The following is an 18,375-nucleotide window of genomic DNA, read 5'->3' on the forward strand; positions in this document are numbered from 1 at the left end:
CGGGGAGGCGAAGCCAGGGTCCGGAATCCCGGACAGTACCCTCCCGCAGGCCCTATTTCCGCAGCCGCGGACAGGCTTTAGTTGATACAGAACAGCATTTCCCCGACCCACCAGGAACACGAAGGAGCCCTCATGGCACCCGCCGATTTCACCACCGGTGCCCGTCCGGTCAAAGCAGCCCGCGGCACCGAGCTCACCGCCAGGAGCTGGCAGACCGAAGCCCCGCTGCGCATGCTGATGAACAACCTGGACCCCGAGGTCGCCGAACGCCCCGATGACCTCGTCGTCTACGGCGGCACCGGCCGCGCCGTCCGGAGCTGGGCGGCGTTCGACGCGATCACCCGCACCCTGGAAACCATGGAAAAGGACGAAACCCTCCTGGTCCAGTCCGGCAAGCCGGTCGGCGTTTTCCGCACCAACGAATGGGCGCCGCGGGTGCTGCTGGCGAACTCCAACCTCGTCGGCGACTGGGCCAACTGGCCCGAGTTCCGCCGGCTCGAGGCCGAGGGCCTGATGATGTACGGGCAGATGACGGCCGGGTCCTGGATCTACATCGGCACCCAGGGAATCCTGCAGGGCACCTTCGAAACCTTCGCCGCGATCGCCCGCAAGCTCACCGGGGACGACAACGGCACCCTCGCCGGCACCCTGACCCTCACCGGCGGCTGCGGCGGCATGGGCGGCGCGCAGCCGCTCGCCGTCACCCTCAACGACGGCGCCTGCCTGATCGTCGACGTCGACGAAAGCCACCTCCGCCGCCGCCTCGGCAAGCGCTACCTCGACGAGGTCGAGACCGACCTCGACGCCGCGATCGCCAAGGTCCTGGCGGCCAAGGAAGAGCGCCGCGGCTGGTCCGTGGGCTACGTCGGCAACGCCGCCACCGTGTTCCCCGAGATCCTGCGCCGCCACAACGCCGGCGAGCTCACCGTTGACATCGTCACGGACCAGACCTCCGCCCACGATCCGCTGAGCTACCTCCCCGAAGGCATCACCGTGGCGGAATGGCACCGCGAGGCCGCCGCCGATCCGGAGGGCTTCACGAAGAAGGCCCAGGCCTCCATGGCCAAGCACGTCCAGGCCATGGTCGAGTTCCAGGATGCCGGTGCCGAGGTGTTCGACTACGGCAACTCCATCCGCGACGAGGCCCGCAAAGGCGGTTACAACCGCGCCTTTGAATTCCCCGGCTTCGTCCCGGCCTACATCCGGCCGCTGTTCTGCGAGGGCCTCGGCCCGTTCCGCTGGGTGGCGCTCTCCGGTGATCCGGAGGACATCGCGGTCACGGACAAGGCCATCAAGGAACTCTTCCCGGAGAACAAGCACCTGCACCGCTGGCTCGACGCCGCCGCCGAGCGCGTCGAGTTCGAAGGCCTGCCGGCCCGTATCTGCTGGCTGGGCTACGGCGACCGGGCCAAGGCCGGGCTGCTGTTCAACCAGCTGGTCAGGGAGGGCAAGGTCAAGGCGCCCATCGTGATCGGCCGCGACCACCTGGACTCCGGCTCCGTCGCGTCCCCCTACCGCGAAACCGAGTCCATGGCCGACGGCTCCGACGCCGTGGCCGACTGGCCGCTGCTGAACGCCCTGCTCAACACCGCCTCCGGCGCCACCTGGGTCTCCATCCACCACGGCGGCGGCGTCGGCATCGGCCGCTCCATCCACGCCGGCCAGGTCTCGGTCGCCGACGGCACCGACCTTGCCGCGCAGAAACTCGAACGGCTGCTCACCAACGACCCAGGCATGGGCGTCATCCGCCACGTCGACGCCGGCTACGACCGCGCCGTCGAAGTCGCCAAAGAACGCGGGGTCCGCATCCCGATGTCAGAAACCCGTTAGGCACGCCCCACCCCCCATCGATTGCTCCGTAACTGCCGTTTTGAGCCCCCCAAAGGGCACCTGCGGAGCAACCGATCCGCACGAGCCCCCTGGAAATAGGAACACCCCATGACTGTCACAACCCACGAACCGCTCACCGTCACCCTTGGTTCCAGCGGGGTCACCCCCGAGGACGTCGTCGCCGTCGCCCGCCATGACGCCCGGGTGGCCATCTCCCCGGACGCCCTCGACGCCGTCGCCAAGGTCCGGGCCCACATCGACGAGCTGGCCCACAGCGAGGTCCCCGCCTACGGCATCTCCACCGGCTTCGGGGCGCTGGCCAACCGGCACATCCCCAACGAACTGCGCACCCAGCTGCAGAAGTCGCTGATCCGCAGCCACGCCGCCGGCATGGGCCCCGCTGTGGAGCGCGAGGTGGTCCGCGGCATCATGTTCCTGCGCGCCAAGACCCTCGCCTCCGGCCGGACCGGCGTCCGGCCTGTGGTGCTGCAGACCATGGTGGCGGTGCTGAACGCCGGCATCACCCCGGTGGTCCGGGAGTTCGGCTCGCTTGGCTGCTCGGGTGACCTCGCACCGCTGTCCCACTGCGCCCTCGTCCTGATGGGCGAAGGTGAAGCGGCCGGCCCGGACGGCGAGCTCTACGGAGCAAAAAGCGGCACCAAGGGCGCCCGCCCGGTCGCCGAGCTCCTTGCCGAGCACGGGATCGAGCCCGTCACCCTGGCCGAGAAGGAGGGCCTGGCGCTGGTCAACGGCACCGAAGGCATGCTCGGCATGCTGCTGATGGCCATCGCGGACATCCGCCAGCTGCTCACGACGGCGGACATCACCGCCGCATTGAGCGTCGAGGCGCTGCTTGGCACCGACCAGGTGTTCCTGCCCGAACTGCACGCAGCACTCCGTCCGCACCCGGGCCAGGCCGCCTCCGCGGACAACATGCTCCGGGTGCTGTCCAATTCCCCGATCGTGGCCTCGCACCGGATCAACGACACCAAAGTCCAGGACGCCTACTCGCTGCGCTGCGCCCCGCAGGTGGCCGGTGCGGTCCGCGACACCGTGGACCACGCCGCGATGGTCGCCTCCCGTGAGCTGGCCGCAGCGATTGACAACCCCGTGGTCCTGCCGGATGGCCGGGTCAGCTCCAACGGAAACTTCCACGGCGCCCCGGTGGCGTACGTGCTGGACTTCCTGGCCATCGCCGTCGCGGACCTGAGTTCAATCGCCGAACGCCGGACCGACCGCATGCTCGACCCGGCCCGCTCGCACGGGCTTCCGGCTTTCCTGGCCGCGGATCCCGGCGTCGACTCGGGCCTGATGATTGCCCAGTACACCCAGGCCGGGCTGGTCTCGGACAACAAGAGGCTGGCTGTCCCGGCGTCGGTGGACTCGATCCCGAGCTCCGCGATGCAGGAGGACCACGTATCGATGGGCTGGCACGCGGCACGAAAACTCCGCCGCGCGGTCGAGAACCTGCGCCGCGTCCTGGCGATCGAGCTCGTGACGTCGGCCCGGGCGCTGGACATGCGCACGCAGCTCTCCGGCGGCGAGCTCACCCCGGGGCCCGCGGGCGCCGCCGTGGTCGCCGCCCTCCGCGAGGTCGTTGACGGTCCAGGTGCCGACCGGTTCCTCTCGCCGGAACTGGAAGCGGCTGACCTCCTTGTTGCTTCGGGCAGGATCCGCGCCGCGGCCGAATCCGCCGTCGGAAATCTCGCCTGAGGGAAAACAAAATTCAGTTTGGCTGAACAAAATCCAGTGCCCCCGAAATAGTCGGCAACACACCCGGCGGGGGCCCTGGAACTGTAGTACAAATGGAAAGTCACACCAACGAAGTTGTGACAACGAACTCATACAAAGGGGTAAAAGTTCATGAAAGCACGCGGGACGGTAATGTCCGGGCGCCTGGCATCGGCATCCACGGTCTCTGACTGGCGGAGCCTGAAGGCCGGCGATCGGGTCGAAATTCTCAAGCACGCACAGGTTTTGGCGGCCGGTGAGGTCGAAGAAGTCTCACTGAGTGGCAATGTTCTCTGGCTGGTCCAGACGGAAGCGGCGGTCCCGTCTGAGGCCGGGCTGTTCCTGAAATCCGACGGAGTGGAGGTGCGGCGCAGCTAGCCGCACCCGGCGTTCGCGCCGCGCACGCGTATCTTTGGGAGAGGGGCGCCGTTCCGCAGGGACGGGGCCCCGACTCATCCCCGGGCATCCGGGTTCCGGCAGGAGGATACGCAGTTGTTTGAGGCACCCAGCATTGTTTTTGCGGCGGCAGGCATGGCCGTCTTCGCCGCCGCAATTCTTCCCAAGCTGCTGCGCAAAGCGCCGCTGTCCATGCCGATGGTCTTCCTGGGCGCCGGAATGCTGGCCTTCACCCTGATCCCGCAGCTGCCGGACCCGGACCCCCTGCAGTACGGGGAGTTCACCACCCACCTGACCGAAATCTGTGTCATCATCTCCTTGATGGGCGCCGGCCTGGCGCTCGACCGGCCCGTGGGACGACGCGAATGGTCCACCACCTGGCGGATGCTGGGCGTGGCCATGCCGGTCTGCATCGTTGCCCTCACGCTGCTGGGGCTCTGGGTGCTGGGGCTGGGACTCGGAGCCGCGCTGCTGGTCGCGGCAGCGCTCGCCCCGACCGACCCGGTGCTGGCCTCCGAGGTCCAGGTGGGGGAGCCCGCCGACGACGAGGACGAAAACGAGCGCGGCGAAGACGAGATCCGCTTCGGCCTCACCTCCGAAGCAGGCCTGAATGACGGGCTGGCTTTTCCGTTTGTCTACCTGGCCATCGCCATCAGCCTGTTCGGCTCCTCGCCGTCCCAGTGGTTTGTTCCCTGGTTCGCCACCGATGTCCTCTGGCGGATCTGCATCGGGGTGCTCCTGGGCTGGCTGACCGGGAAGGCGTTGAGCCTGCTGTTCTTCTCCGCCCGTGACAGCATCCGGCTGTCCAACCACTCGGAGGGCTTCGTGGCGCTGGCGGCGACCTTCCTCGCCTACGGGGTGACGGAAATGCTGGAAGGCTACGGGTTCATCGCCGTCTTTGTGTGTGCGGTGACCATTCGGGCCGCGGAACGGACGCACGGGTTCCACCGCGTGATGCACTCCTACGTCGAGCAGCTTGAACGGCTCATGACGGTGGTCATCCTGGTGCTCCTGGGCGGTGCGATCGCGCGGGGCCTGCTGGCCGGCATTGGCTGGGTCGAGATCCTGGTGGCGCTGGCGTTCCTGCTGCTGGTACGTCCGCTGGCCGGCTGGGTCGCCCTGGCGCGGGGCAAGACCGGACCGCGGGAACGGATCGCCATCGCTTTCTTTGGCATCCGCGGCATCGGATCGCTCTACTACCTCGCCTACGCGCTGGGCAAGGGCGACTTCAACGCCCAGGCCGGGCAGCTGTGGGCCTTCATCGGCCTGGTGGTGGCGATGTCGATCGTGCTGCACGGGGCAACCACGGCACCGATCATGAACCGGCTGGACCGGCTCCGCGAACGGCGGGCCGTGCAACAGCACGGCGATGAGGACAAGGCACCGAAAACACCCATCTGAGCCGGCCGCAGGCCCCGCCCGCCGGGCGCCCGGTTACCCCAGCAGCGTGGTGATGAGCCGCGCGGCCACCTTTGCCGTGCGGTGGTCCACGTCCAATTCCGGGTTCAGCTCGGCGACGTCGAGATGCAGGAGCTTTCCGCTCGCGGCCACCTGGCGGCATACTGCGCTGATCACCGGCAGCGGCACGCCGTACGCTGCCGGTGCGCTCACGCCCGGCGCCACCGCGGCCGGCAGCACATCCAGGTCGATGGTCAGATACACGGCGTCCACCTGCGCCAGGAATGCTGCCACGAACACGCGCGCCGCCTCGGCCGAGCAGTCCTCGTCCAGGAGGTAGTCGACGCCGAGGTCCTCGGCCGTGCGGAACAGCGCCCGGGTGTTGTTCGGCTCGGAGATCCCGACGACGGCGTACTTCAGTTCGCGGCCAGCGGCGGCTTCCGCGCGCGCCATCTGCAGGAACGGGGTACCGGAACTGGGCATGGCCTCGTCGCGGAGGTCGAAGTGGGCATCCAGGTTCAGCACGCCCACCTGCAGGCCCTCGCGGACCTCCGCCGAGCCGGCCACGCCCAGGTAGCTTGCGAAGGCGGTCTCGTGGCCGCCGCCCAGCACCACGGGAAGCAGCCCGGCGTCGAGCAGACCGGTGATGGCCAGCCCGGCACGGGCCTGCCCTGCCTCCAGCGCATCCCCGGAAACGGTGACGTCGCCGGCGTCGTGGACTTCCCGCCCGAGGTGGAACGCGAGCGGACCGAGGGCGGCACGGATCGCTGCGGGCGCCGCGGCAGCACCGGCGCGGCCCTTGTTGCGGCGCACCCCGGCATCGCTGCCGAACCCGAGGATGACGGCAGGCCGGGCGGAGGCTGACGCGCCGGCCCGGGCACGGCGCGGGGTGTACGGCGTGACGGCCTGCCACCAGCGGCGGTGCTCGGGACCCTCGCCGTCGAACCGCCCGGTCCAGGGCTGCGGCGGGACATCAACGGGGGGCACGGAAGAAACCATGACCCTAGCTCACCGCAGCGCGGGCCGGAAAACCAGCAGCGCCGCCGTTGTGCTGTCCGGAATTCCGGAATCCGCACCTGAAACACCCCCACCACAACGCCGAGGTGACATTTCGCGCCCATGTCGTGGAGGAACATGGGTGCGAAGTGTCACCTCGGCGGGAGTTGACGGCGCGACGGCGGGGAGGGGTGGGGCGTGCGGCGGGATGGTTGGGGCGTGCGGCGGGATGGTTGAGGCTTAGTGCATCCCCAGCGCGGCCTCGATCGGGCCGATCGCGAAGAACAGCAGGAAGGCCGCGGCCACGGCCCACATCAGCGGGTGCACCTCACGCGCGCGGCCCTGGAAGGTGCGGATCAGCACGAAGCTGATGAAGCCGGCACCCAGGCCGTTGGCGATCGAGTAGGTGAACGGCATCAGGGTGAAGGTCAGGAACGCCGGGATCGCAATGCCCAGGTCCTGCCAGTCGATCTTGCCGACCTGCGAAACCATCATGAAACCGACGACGACGAGCGCCGGGGCCACGGCCTCGAACGGCACGAGGTTGATCAGCGGGGTGAAGAACATGGCCACCAGGAACAGCAGGCCCGTGACGATCGAGGCGAGGCCGGTCCGCGCGCCTTCGCCGATGCCGGCGCCGGACTCGACGAAGATCTGGTTGGAGGAGACGGACGCGCCGCCGCCCACGATTGCGCCGAGCGCATCCACCTGCAGCACGCGGTCAACGTTGGGGATGTTGCCGTCCTTGTCGATGCTGCCGGCCTCGGTGGCCAGGCCCACCATGGTGCCCATGGCATCGAAGAAGATGCTCAGCAGGATCACAAACGCCAGCAGGGTCGCGGCGACAAACCCGAGGTGCTCGAAGGCGCCGAACGGGTTGGCCTTGCCGATCAGGGAGAGGTCCGGGGCCGCCCATTCGGAGAACTGCGGGGCCACAAGGGACCAGCCCTGCGGGTTGTAGGTCTTGCCGTCGAAGCTGGGGCCGATCTTCAGGGTGAATTCCAGGATCACGGACAGGATGGTCGCGGCGATGATGCCGATCAGGATCGCGCCCTTGACCTTGCGGACCACCAGGGCGATGGTCAGGATCAGGCCAAGGACAAAGACCAGGGTGGGCCAGCCCACGAGCTTGCCGTCGAAGCCCAGCCCGACCGGGACGGTGGTGCCGGCGACATCCGGGATGCGGCGCACGAAGCCCGCGTTGACCAGGCCGATCAGGGCGATGAACAGGCCGATACCCACCACGATCGCGGTTTTCAGCCCTTCCGGGACCGCTTTGAACACCGCGGTGCGGAAGCCGGTGAGGACCAGGATCAGCATGGTGACGCCCGAGAGCACAACGAGCCCCATCATGTCCGGCCAGGTCAGGCCGGGGTTGGTGGCCACCGTAACGGCGACGAAGGCGTTGACGCCGAGGCCCGTTGCCAGCGCGAAGGGGTGCTTGGCCCACGCCCCCATCAGGATCGTCAGGATGCCGGCCGCGAAGGCGGTGACGGCGGCGACGGCGGCGAAGCCGAGGGTCGCGCCGGAGGAATCGGGACCCGAGAGGATCAGCGGGTTCAGCACCACGATGTAGCTCATGGCGAAGAACGTGGCGAAGCCGCCGCGGATCTCGCGGGAGACGTTCGACCCCCGCTCGGATATCTTGAAGTACCGGTCGAGTGCAGAGCCCTGCTTAAGCATTATTCCTCCGGGGAAGTGGGTGTTCCTTGAATCCTATTAGGCGCGCCAGCAGCGTCCGGCCGATTTCCCTTACTCTGTAAGGAAGCCAACACAAGGAGCAGCTTTTCCCATGCGCCCCATCCGCCAGTTTCTGAGCGCCCTGCTGGGCGCCGCGGTCCTCGCCGCCGCCCTGCTGGGTGCGCTTGCTCCGGCCTCGGCCCACGACGCCGCCGAGTCCACCAGCCCGACCTCCGGGGCGACGGTGGCCGCGCCGCCCGAAATCGTTTCGGTCACCTTCAACAAGAGCCCGCTGGCGCTCGGTTCACAGATTCTCGTCAAGGATGACGCCGGCACCAACTGGGCCGACGGCGCTGTGGAGATCGTGGACAACGTCGCCGCGCAGAAGCTCAGGCCCGGCGCCCCGGCAGGGCTCTACACCGTCGCATGGCGCGTGGCCAGCTCAGACGGCCACCCCATCGAGGGCAGCTTCACATTCACCGCCACCGTCGGAGCTCCGGGCTCGACGGCGGCCGCGGCCGTCCCCACGATGGGAACCGCCCAGCCGGGCATGACACCGGCTCCGCAGCAGCCGGCCAGCTCATCGGAGCCGTTCCAGTGGAGCATTGTGATCTTCCTCGGAACGGCGGTCGGCATCCTGGTCGTCCTGGGCCTGATGGCCAGAAGCCGGCTCAAGCCCGGCTCCGGCAACAACACCGAAAGCTAAACCGAAACAACGCGGGGTCAGATACGGCCCATCCGACGCCTTTTGATGGGCCGTATCTGACCCCGCGTTGCGGCCGGCAAGCGCGTGACTCCGCGGCGTGACTCCGTGGCGGGTGCGCCGCTTAGGCCGGCGCGGCGAGGGCATAGCCCGCGGGCAGCACGGGGAAGCCGTCGGGGTAGACCTTGGCGGAGATCGCCTGGCCCACCACCTTGGCCTGGCGCAGCACTTCTTTGGGCGTCGGCGTGATGAGACCGCCCACGCCCACAAGGTACATCCCGAGGGCGTGCATGGCCGCCATCAGGTTCTGGCCCGCTGCCATGCCCAGCTCGGAAAGCATCCGCCGCAACTGGCTATGGGCGCAGCGGGTCAGGACCAGATGGTCCGCCAGGAGCACGCCGCCGGGTGTGCGGACCGCCCACTGCTGGGTGGCCCCACCGACCCCGGCCTCCACGTGGTCCAGCTGCAGGGCCCGGATGTCATGCCGGACGTCCAGCTTGTGGCTGGCGGCGTAGTTTCGCAGGTGCCGGAGGATCTCGTTGCGCTCCCGCAGGCTGGCGGCGTCGGCGGCGTCGCAGCGTTGCAGGGAGGACGTGTTGGCCGGATGGCCGGCGCCCAGCAGATCGAGCCCGTCCACAATGATGGAGTCCACGCCGCGCCGCTGCAGCTCGCTGGCAACCGCCAGCCCGGACAGACCGGTGCCGATCACGACGGCGTCGGTCCGTTCGATTCCACCGGACATTGGCATGCTCGACACTGCAGGGTCCCTCCTCGAATGGTGCCAGTTGCGGGGCCGATGCCCCGGACGCGCGGCCCGCCCCGAACGCAGGCTCCCCACGCCGTACCAGCGGGAGCCGCGTTCTGAAACACGAGTCTCGGTTCAGCAACGCCTCGAAGACTACCTAACATTTCCTGCCTTGGGTAGAGCAGCTGAAACTTTGCCCTGTCCGGGTATTCCCGGGCTTTTCGGGCGGCGCAGAGGACTCGAACCGGCCTGATCAGGGCGTCACCGGAAACCGTGTAAACACTGGGTAAAACTTGGGCGCCGCTCGTCCGGTTGGGCCCTGTTCCGGCCTGCTTGCTTGTTCCCGGCAAACCGAGAATAGTGAGGAAAACCAGGGGTTCTGGCCGCAGATTGTTCGGGCGCCTTGCCGGTGGACGCTGCACGGTGACACGTCTGGAAGAATAGCCGCAACATCAGGCAAGAATCGCAAGGAGGCGGACCCCATGGGCCGAGAACAGGTGCATCCGGATCCGGCACGGGACGGCGACGGCGGGTCGGCAGCTCCCCGGGGGATCGTGGTCGGCGTCGACGGTTCAGACCACAGCAAGTGCGCACTGGTATGGGCCGCCCGCGAGGCCCAGCGCCGCCGCCGTCCGTTGCACATCGTGACTGCCTATTCCGTTCCGATCTTCGCCGCATCGGGGCTCGACGGCGGTTACGCAACCGTCGACGACTCCGTGATCCGCGAAGGCGCAGAAGCCATCCTGAAGCAGGCCGTGAACAAGGTCGCGGGGTACGGCATCGACGTCGAAGCCTCCGTCGAGAACGGCGACGCCTCCGGCGTCCTGCTGGAAATGTCCGAAACCGCGGAGCTGCTGGTCTTCGGCACCCGGGGACGGGGCGGCTTCGTCGGCCGGCTGCTCGGCTCCGTCAGCAGCGCCCTGCCCGCACACGCCAAATGCCCCACGGTCACCGTGCCCCTGATCTGCGCCGACCGCCTCGGCGAAACCACCGACGACAAGCATGTCCTCGCGGAGCAGGCGAAGTCCGGGCACGTCCCGGTCGAAAACGCCGTGCTGGTGGGGGTCGACGGCTCCGAACAGGCCCGCGTGGCGGTACTGGAGGCGGCAGCGCAGGCCGAGCGGCTCTCGGCGCCGCTGCGCGTGGTGTGCGCCGTCCCGCAGTACAACGGGTCGCTGGCCTGGGTCCCGGCGCCGATGGACCGGGAAGCGCTCTTCGCCGACATCAGGATCCAGCTCGATGCCGGCGTCGCCTGGATCAAGAGCCACTTTCCCCGCCTCGCGGTGGAGACCCAGCTGGTGGATGGCTCGCCCGTGGACATCCTCGTTGAGGCCAGCCGGCACGTGGAACTGGTGGTCGTTGGCACCCGCGGCCGCGGCGGTTTCGCCGGGATGCTGCTCGGTTCCACCTCCGACGGCATCCTGCATCACGCCAAGGGCCCCGTCATGGTGGTCCCGGACCGGGACGATCCCCGGCTGGCGGACCGGGTGAAATTCGGACCCATCCTCGGGGACTCGTAGCCCGGACAGACCGCAGTGCGGGTTGAAGGGAGGACCGGCGGGTGGAGCAACTCCCCAGCCCCGGTGCGCCGCAACAGGAACCGCGGCCGGGGCTGGTGCTCGCACTGGAGCTGGTCGGCGCGGAGCTGCTTCCCGACGTCGGGGGCAAGGCTGCGAACCTTGGTGAACTGATACGGGCCCGGTTGCCGGTTCCGGCCGGTTTTTGCCTGACCACGCAGGCATACCGGCGTGCCACCGCGCCCGCCGGGCTCGACGCAGTCCATGCGGACCTGGCCTCGGCCGCCCCGGATGACCTTCCGGGGCTCGCCGGACTGGCTGCCGCTGCCCGCCGCGCGGTCCTGGCCGCGGACATTCCCGCGGACATTGCCGACGCCGTCCGCGACGCCTACACGGCGCTGGGAACGGACGTCCCGGTGGCGGTGCGCTCGTCCGCGACCGCCGAGGATCTGCCGTTCGCCAGCTTCGCCGGGCAGCAGGACACCTTCCTGAACGTTATCGGCCCCGACGCCGTCCTGGCTGCCGTCCGGCAGTGCTGGGCTTCGCTCTGGACGGACCGCGCCGTGAGCTACCGAGCCACCCAGGGGATCGGCCCCTCGACGGTGGCGCTGGCCTTGGTGGTCCAGCGGATGGTGGACGCAGCCGTGGCCGGGGTCCTTTTCACCGCCAATCCGGTCACCGGGAGGCGGCACGAGGCGGTCATCGATGCCAGCCCCGGGCTCGGTGAGGCGGTGGTCTCCGGGGCGGTCAACCCGGACCACTTCGTCGTTGACAGCACCACGCAACGGATTCTTCAGCGCCGGATCGGGAGCAAAGCGGTGGCGATCCGGCCGCTGCCGGACGGGGGAACGGAACGGATCGACCTCGCCCGTGCCGGGCCGCAGCCGTGCCTGGACGATGCACAGCTTGCGGCGCTGGAGCTCCTTGGCCGCCGTGCGGAGGCGCATTTCGGCGCGCCGCAGGACCTCGAATGGGCCATCGACGGCGGCGGACAGCTGTGGCTGACGCAGACGCGGCCCATCACGACCCTCTACCCGATGCCGGAGCGGCGGGGGATCCGGGCCGGGACACGCGTCTACCTGTGCTTCAGCCTGGCCCAGGGCCTGACCCGCCCACTGACCCCGATGGGGCTGGCAGGCTTCCGGCTGATTGCTTCGTCCGTGGCGCTCGCGGCGCATTTCGACGTCCCGGTTCCTCACGAGGGCCCGCCGCCGTATGTCCAGGCCGGTCAGCGCATGTTTTTCGACCTGACTCCGGTGGTGCGCAGCGCCCTCGGACGCGCGGTCGTGCCGCGGGTGTTCGATGTGATGGAGGCCCGCTCCGCGGAGGTATTGCGCCGGCTGTTCACGGACCCGCGCTTTTCCGTCACCAACAGGTCCCCGTGGCGGGCGCTGCGCCACATCGGCCCCGTGGCGGCGCGGGCCAGGGTCCCGGAGTCGCTGCTCCGCGCCCTGTTCCGGCCCGAGGCCGCGCTGCTTCGGGTGGACCGGTTCGGCGAACGGTTCCGGGCCGCCCTCGTCGTTCCGGCAGGGTCCACCCCGGCGCAGCGGCTGGACCACGTCGAACGGATCCTGGGGCAGGAGCTCTTCCCGGTGGTGCCCAACATCCTGCCGCTGCCCGCCCTGGGCTTCGCCCTGCTGGCCGCCGCCGGCAGGCTGCTGGGACCAGGCGCCGGCACGGGGGCGCTGCAGCCGGTCCTGCGGGGACTTCCCAACAACGTGACCACCGAAATGGATCTGGAACTCTGGCGGCTTGCCTCCGTCATCCGGGCCGACGCCGGATCCGCAGCGGCGTTCGACGGCGCGGCAGTGCCGGAGCTGGTCCGCCGCTACCGCGCCCGTGAGCTACCCGCCGTCGTGCAGTCGGGACTGGCAGGCTTCCTGGGCCGCTACGGGCACCGGGCTGTGGCCGAAATCGATGTGGGGATGCCCCGCTGGTCCGACGACCCGGCCCATATCCTCGGAGTCCTGGCCAACTACCTGCGCCTGGAGGACCCCGGCCGGGCCCCGGACCGGCAGTTCAGCACGGCGGCACGCGAGGCCGAGTCGCAGGTGGAACGCCTTGCCGCCGCAGCAGGGGAGCGGAGCAGGCTCCGTGCGGCGCTGGTGCGTGCGGCCCTGAAACGCACCCGGATGTTCGCCGGGCTGCGGGAACTGCCGAAATACCACATCGTCGAAGCCCTGGCCGCCGTGCGCGGGCAGCTCCAGGCCATCGGGACGGAACTGGCCGCCGCCGGCCGCATCGCCGAAGCGGATGACGTCTTCTTCCTCGACCTGGCCGAGACCCGCCAGGGCCTCGCGGGGAAGCCCCTGCACAACGTCGTGGCGCAGCGCCGCGACGACTACGCCCGGGAACTGGGCCGCCGGCACATCCCGCGGGTGCTGCTCTCGGACGGGACGGAACCGGAAGCACTGCAGGCCGCCGCCGGGGCGGATGCCGGACCCCCCGGGGTGCTGACCGGCACCCCGGCTTCGGCCGGGACGGTCAGTGCCGCGGCCCGCGTCATCCTGGAGCCGCAGGGTGCACATCTGGAGCCCGGTGAGATCCTGGTGGCACCCTCCACCGACCCGGGCTGGACGCCGCTGTTCCTCACCGCCGGCGGACTGGTGATGGAAATGGGAGGACCCAACTCGCACGGCGCCGTCGTCGCCCGCGAGTACGGGATTCCCGCCGTGGTCGGGGTCCCCGACGCCACCTCGCTGATTATCACCGGGCACCGCATCACGGTCGACGGCGCCGCCGGCACCGTTGTGCCCGTTCCCGGCGCAACCCAATCCGCCGTCCAGGGGTGAAGCGGGCCGCTTCCGGGCGTAATGTTGAATCATGAACTGCAAGGTTGGAGCGCGGTCACAATGACCCGCAAATGGCTGCGTTGGATTCCCGCCGCGGCGGTGCCCGCTGTGATCGCGGCCGGCGCCCTGTCCGGATCCCTTCCCGCGAGCGCCGGAGACCCGCTGCCGGAGAAGACACCTCAGCAGGTGCTGCTGATGATCGCCGAGCACGGAGAGAAGTCCCTGTCCGGGACGCTGGAACAGAGCTCCCAGATCGGCCTGCCGGAACTTCCGAAATCCGGGCCCGGCGCGGGGTCCCCGGAGACGGCCTGGCTGGAACTGCTGACCGGACCCCACACCGCCCGCGTCTACCTTGACGGGCCGGGGAAGGCCCGGGTGCAGGTCCTGGACCGGATGGCGGAGCGGGATGCGGTCAGGAACGGCAACGACCTGTGGTTCTACAACTCCAAGGACAACACGGCCGCGCACGCCCAGCTTCCTGCCGGTGCTGCCGACCGCCACGTGGCCCGCCCCGGAACGCCGACCCCCGGGGAGTTGGTTGACAAGCTGCTCGCCAAACTCGACGCCAGCACCGAGGTCACCGTCGGCCCGGACGCCGAGGTGGCCGGACGCGCGGCCTATAACCTCGTGCTCACCCCGAAGTCGGACGTCACGCTCCTGGATTCCATCGCCATCGCGGTGGACGGCGAAAGCGGACTGCCGCTCGGCGTCGAACTGAAGGCCCGCGGACAGTCCGAACCCGCCTTCAACGTCGCTTTCACGAGCCTCAAGCTTGAGGCCCCGGAGTCCTCCATCTTCAACTTCACCCCGCCGCCGGGAGCCACCGTGGAGGAAATCCCGGTGCCGGACCATCAGGCCATCGCCGGCACCCCGCCGCCGGACCCGGCCACAGCGAAGGCCGCAAAGCGGCCCGCCGTCACCGGAAGCGGCTGGGAATCGGTGCTCGAATTCCCGGCGGGTACCATGGCGCTTCCAGGCCGAACCCCGCCTCAGACCGGAGCGCCGGACCCGGAGACCGCCAACCCGCTGCAGCCTGACCCCTCCGACCCGGAGGGAACCCGGTCCGGCGCCGCCGCCCTGCTGGAGCAGGCCGCAGTAGCCGTCCCGGGCGGACGGCTCGTGTCCACGTCGCTGGTGAACGTGCTGATCCTCGACGACGGGCGTGTCCTCGCCGGTTCCGTGCCGTTGGAGCGGCTGCAGGCCGCCGCCACGGCGCGGTGAACCACCCGGTGACCGCCGCGTGACCGCCGTCGGGGAGGGGACGGAACTCAGCATCGAGACCTCCGGTCTCAGCAAGCGCTTCGGCCACCAGTTGGCAGTCGACGGCGTCGATCTTGCCGTGCCGAAGGGCTCGGTCTTCGGCTTCCTGGGCCCCAACGGCTCAGGCAAGACCACCACGATCCGGCTCATGCTCGGACTCGCCACGGCCACGTCCGGCTCGGTCCGGCTCTTCGGCCAGGAGATGCCGCAGCGGCTGCACCAGGTGCTGCCCCGCGTGGGCGCCCTGGTGGAGGGGCCGGCCTTTTACCCTTTCCTCTCCGGCGCGGCCAACCTGCACCGCTTCGACGCCGCGGACCCCCAGGTTTCCGCAGCCACCCGGAAAGCCCGGGTCCAGTCGGCGCTGGAGCGCGTGGGGCTGACGCACGCGGCCGACAAGAAAGTCCGGGCCTATTCGCTGGGGATGAAGCAGCGGCTGGGCATCGCCAACGCTCTGCTGGCGCCGCGCGAACTCCTGGTCCTGGACGAACCGACCAACGGACTCGATCCGCAGGGCACCCGGGAGGTCCGCAGCCTGGTGCGCTCGCTCGCGGCCGACGGCGCCACGGTGTTTGTCTCCAGCCATCTGCTGGCCGAGGTGGAACAGATCTGCACGCACGCGGCCATCATGAGCGCGGGACGGCTGGTTGCCCAGGGGACGCTTGCGGAGCTCCGGCAGGCAGGGCAGGCCCGGATCCGGGTGCTGACGCCCGACGCCGGGACCGCGACGGAGGTGCTGGCCCGGCTGGGCCTGAGCGCGGCCGTGGACGGCCCGGCCGGCGCCAGGGTGCCCGGCGGCACGGATTCCAACGGTGCCGGCGAAGTGCTCTACGCGCCGCTTCCCGCAGGGGCGGGCACCGGAGGCCCGGCGCCGGAGGCGGTTGTGGCCGCCCTGGTGGCGGCCGGCGTCCGGGTCCGGGGCTTCGCGGCCGAACAGGTCAGCCTGGAGGAGCGCTTTGTGGCACTGACGGGGGAGGGCTTCGACGTTGTCCAATAAAGAATCCGGTACCGGCGAAAGGGCCCCGGCGGGTGGAAACCCCGGTCCCGGCCGCGGCGGCGGCCCGGGCGCGGCATCCACCCGGCAGGGCCGGCAGGGGCGCGGTCTGCTCGCGTCCGAACTCGGGGTGCTGTTCCGCCGCCGCAGGACCTGGGCCATGCTGTGTGCGCTGGCGGCCATTCCGATCCTGATCGCCGTGGCGGTCCGGCTGTCCTCCGCGGTTCCGGCCGGCCGGGGTCCGGCGTTCCTGGACCGGATTTCGCAGAACGGCCTGTTCGTCGGCGTGACCGCCATGCTGGTGTCCGTTCCACTGTTCCTGCCGCTGACCGTGGGGGTGGTGGCGGGGGATACCGTGGCCGGCGAGGCCGGGCTGGGAACCCTGCGCTACCTTCTGGTGGCGCCCGCGGGCCGGGTCCGGCTGCTGCTCGTGAAATACGCGGGGGCGGTGGCCTTCGCGGTCGCGGCGCCGCTCGTGGTGGCTCTGGTCGGGGCCGGGATCGGCGCGGCGCTCTTCCCGGTGGGGCCGGTTACGCTGCTCTCCGGGGACTCGATCGGAGCGGCCGAGGCCTTGCTGAGGCTGCTGCTGATTGCCGCCTACCTTGCCGTCTCCCTGCTGGGCCTGTCGGCGATCGGGCTCTTTATGTCCACGCTCACGGACGTCCCCGTGGGAGCGATGGCGTCCACGGTCGTGCTCTCGGTGGTTTCGCAGGTCCTCGACGCGCTGCCGCAGCTGGAGTGGCTGCACCCGTGGCTGTTCAGCCACTACTGGCTGGACTTCGCGGACCTGCTCCGGCAACCCGTCGCCTGGGATTCCTTCCTCACCAACTCGCTGCTGCAGGGCGGCTACGTCGCCGTTTTCGGCGCGCTCGCCTACGGCCGGTTCGTCACGAAGGACGTGCTGTCCTAGGGTGCAGTTCCCGGCTCAGGCGTGCTGGTGCGATTCGTGCTCGGCGTGGGAGACCGGCTCCAGCTGGAAGGTGCAGTGCTCGGTGTCGAAGTGCGAGCCCAGGCAGCTGACCAGCTTGTCCAGGACCTGGTCGGCGCCGCGGGCACCCAACGCCGCATCCTCCACCACCACATGGGCGGAAAACACGGGCACGCCCGAGGTGATGGTCCAGATGTGGATGTCGTGCACGGACACCACACCCTCCACGGACAGGATGTGCTCGCGGATCAGCTGCACTTCCACGCCCTTGGGCGTCGCCTCGAGCAGCACGTCCACCACATCGCGGAGCAGGTGCCACGCCCGCGGGAGGATCATCAGCGCAATCACGATCGAGGCGATGGTGTCCGCGGCCTGGTAGCCGGTGACCATGATGACCACGGCGGCGGCGATCACGGCGAAGGAGCCGAGCAGGTCGCCCAGGACCTCGAGGTAGGCGCCGCGGACGTTGAGGCTCTCCTTTTGGGCGCCCCGGAGGATCAGCAGGGACACGAGGTTGGCGACGGCGCCGAGGACGGCCGCGTAAAGCATGACGTCGGTTTGTACCTCGGGGGCGGAGCCGAACCGGCGGACGGCCTCCGTGAAGATGACCACCGAGATGACGATCAGCACCAGGGCGTTGGCCAGGGCGGCCAGCACCTCGGCTCGCTGGTAGCCGTAGGTGCGCAGGTCGCTCGCCGGCCGGGCGGCGATCCAGGCGGCCAGCAGGGCGATGAAGACTCCGGCCGCGTCGGAAAGCATGTGGCCGGCGTCGGCCAGCAGTGCCAGGGACCCGGAAATCAGCGCGCCGATAATCTGGATCAGGACGACGGTGAGGGTGATGGCCAGCACGGCGATCAGGCGCTTCCGGTGCTTTGCGGTGCCGGTGGCCGAGATGCCGTGCGAGTGGCTGTGGTCGTGTCCCATGCCTACTAGGCTAGCCCCAGCCGAGCTCGTGCAGGCGGTCGTCGCTGATGCCGAAGTGGTGCGCGATCTCGTGGACCACGGTGATCGTCACCTCCTCGATCACGTCCTCGCGCGATTCGCAGATGTCCAGGATCGGCTGGCGGTAGATGGTGATCCGGTCCGGCAGCGAGCCGGCGTCCCACCACGAGTCCCGTTCGGTCAGCGGAACACCCTCGTACAGGCCCAGCAGAACGGTGTCCGGGTCCTCGCCGGGCTGCGGCGTGTAGTCATCCTCGATGAAGATGGCAACGTTGTTCATGGTCTTGGCGAGGTCCGGGGGGATCCGGTCGAGGGCATCGCTCACTGCGGCCTCGAAGTCGGTTTCGGACATCGGGAACGGTGTGTGATCGTGGCCGTCGCCGTTCCCGCCGTCGTCCGGGCTGTCCGGGATGATTGGCAGGCCTGGCGGCAGGGAGGCGGGCATAGCTGAAACTCTAGCCCCGAA

At 69.5% G+C, this 18,375-nt stretch carries 15 protein-coding genes; 10 read left to right on the forward strand and 5 right to left on the reverse strand.

Annotated elements, in window-relative coordinates; genetic code table 11:
• Positions 1-132: 132 nt before the first annotated feature.
• The 4 genes from ASPU41_RS07560 (at position 133) to ASPU41_RS07575 (ending at position 5,358) form a co-directional block, all read left to right on the forward strand.
• Complete coding sequence (locus ASPU41_RS07560) at positions 133-1,830, forward strand: urocanate hydratase (RefSeq protein ID WP_069950407.1); 1,698 nt, start codon at positions 133-135, stop codon at positions 1,828-1,830.
• 108 nt (positions 1,831-1,938) lie between these two features.
• A complete protein-coding gene (hutH, locus tag ASPU41_RS07565; RefSeq protein ID WP_069950408.1) occupies positions 1,939-3,543 on the forward strand; it encodes a histidine ammonia-lyase in 1,605 nt (534 codons plus the stop codon).
• A gap of 150 nt (positions 3,544-3,693) precedes the next feature.
• The gene (locus ASPU41_RS07570; protein ID WP_069950409.1) at positions 3,694-3,939 is read left to right on the forward strand and encodes a hypothetical protein; all 246 of its coding nucleotides are present in this window, start codon (positions 3,694-3,696) and stop codon (positions 3,937-3,939) included.
• Between the two features lie 114 nt (positions 3,940-4,053).
• Positions 4,054-5,358 carry a cation:proton antiporter gene (locus ASPU41_RS07575; RefSeq protein WP_069950410.1) on the forward strand — a complete coding sequence of 435 codons (1,305 nt, stop codon included), beginning with the start codon at positions 4,054-4,056 and terminating at the stop codon, positions 5,356-5,358.
• 33 nt (positions 5,359-5,391) lie between these two features.
• Here ASPU41_RS07575 and hutG read toward each other — a convergent pair whose 3' ends face one another.
• Both hutG and ASPU41_RS07585 read right to left on the reverse strand, forming a co-directional pair.
• A complete protein-coding gene (hutG, locus tag ASPU41_RS07580; RefSeq protein WP_069950411.1) occupies positions 5,392-6,354 on the reverse strand; it encodes a formimidoylglutamase in 963 nt (320 codons plus the stop codon).
• Between the two features lie 237 nt (positions 6,355-6,591).
• The gene (locus ASPU41_RS07585; RefSeq protein WP_069950412.1) at positions 6,592-8,034 is read right to left on the reverse strand and encodes an NCS2 family permease; all 1,443 of its coding nucleotides are present in this window, start codon (positions 8,032-8,034) and stop codon (positions 6,592-6,594) included.
• 109 nt (positions 8,035-8,143) lie between these two features.
• Between ASPU41_RS07585 and ASPU41_RS07590 the strand changes: the two genes are divergently transcribed.
• Positions 8,144-8,737 (forward strand): copper resistance CopC family protein, encoded by a 594-nt coding sequence (locus tag ASPU41_RS07590; protein WP_069950413.1) that lies wholly within the window; start codon positions 8,144-8,146, stop codon positions 8,735-8,737.
• Between the two features lie 121 nt (positions 8,738-8,858).
• Here ASPU41_RS07590 and ASPU41_RS07595 read toward each other — a convergent pair whose 3' ends face one another.
• Positions 8,859-9,482, reverse strand: coding sequence for an FAD-dependent monooxygenase (locus ASPU41_RS07595; protein ID WP_069950414.1), 624 nt, complete (start codon positions 9,480-9,482; stop codon positions 8,859-8,861).
• A 479-nt stretch (positions 9,483-9,961) separates the two neighbouring features.
• Here ASPU41_RS07595 and ASPU41_RS07600 point away from each other — a divergent pair, with 479 nt between their 5' ends.
• The 5 genes from ASPU41_RS07600 (at position 9,962) to ASPU41_RS07620 (ending at position 16,949) form a co-directional block, all read left to right on the forward strand.
• Positions 9,962-10,999, forward strand: a complete 1,038-nt coding sequence (locus ASPU41_RS07600) for a universal stress protein (protein ID WP_069950415.1) — start codon at positions 9,962-9,964, stop codon at positions 10,997-10,999.
• A gap of 41 nt (positions 11,000-11,040) precedes the next feature.
• Positions 11,041-13,788 (forward strand): PEP/pyruvate-binding domain-containing protein, encoded by a 2,748-nt coding sequence (locus tag ASPU41_RS07605; protein ID WP_069950416.1) that lies wholly within the window; start codon positions 11,041-11,043, stop codon positions 13,786-13,788.
• Between the two features lie 60 nt (positions 13,789-13,848).
• Positions 13,849-15,009 carry a LolA family protein gene (locus tag ASPU41_RS07610; protein WP_069950417.1) on the forward strand — a complete coding sequence of 387 codons (1,161 nt, stop codon included), beginning with the start codon at positions 13,849-13,851 and terminating at the stop codon, positions 15,007-15,009.
• Between the two features lie 19 nt (positions 15,010-15,028).
• Positions 15,029-16,042 (forward strand): ABC transporter ATP-binding protein, encoded by a 1,014-nt coding sequence (locus ASPU41_RS07615; RefSeq protein ID WP_069950418.1) that lies wholly within the window; start codon positions 15,029-15,031, stop codon positions 16,040-16,042.
• A 157-nt stretch (positions 16,043-16,199) separates the two neighbouring features.
• Complete coding sequence (locus ASPU41_RS07620; RefSeq protein ID WP_069952547.1) at positions 16,200-16,949, forward strand: ABC transporter permease; 750 nt, start codon at positions 16,200-16,202, stop codon at positions 16,947-16,949.
• A 15-nt stretch (positions 16,950-16,964) separates the two neighbouring features.
• Here the strand turns inward: ASPU41_RS07620 and ASPU41_RS07625 are convergent, their stop codons facing one another.
• Complete coding sequence (locus ASPU41_RS07625) at positions 16,965-17,891, reverse strand: cation diffusion facilitator family transporter (protein WP_069950419.1); 927 nt, start codon at positions 17,889-17,891, stop codon at positions 16,965-16,967.
• 10 nt (positions 17,892-17,901) lie between these two features.
• Entirely contained in the window at positions 17,902-18,354 is a 453-nt protein-coding gene (locus ASPU41_RS07630; RefSeq protein ID WP_069950420.1) for a metallopeptidase family protein, read from the reverse strand.
• Positions 18,355-18,375: the final 21 nt, after the last annotated feature.

Origin of the sequence: Arthrobacter sp. U41, from assembly GCF_001750145.1 — a bacterium.
In the GTDB taxonomy this organism is placed as follows: Bacteria; Actinomycetota; Actinomycetes; order Actinomycetales; family Micrococcaceae; genus Arthrobacter.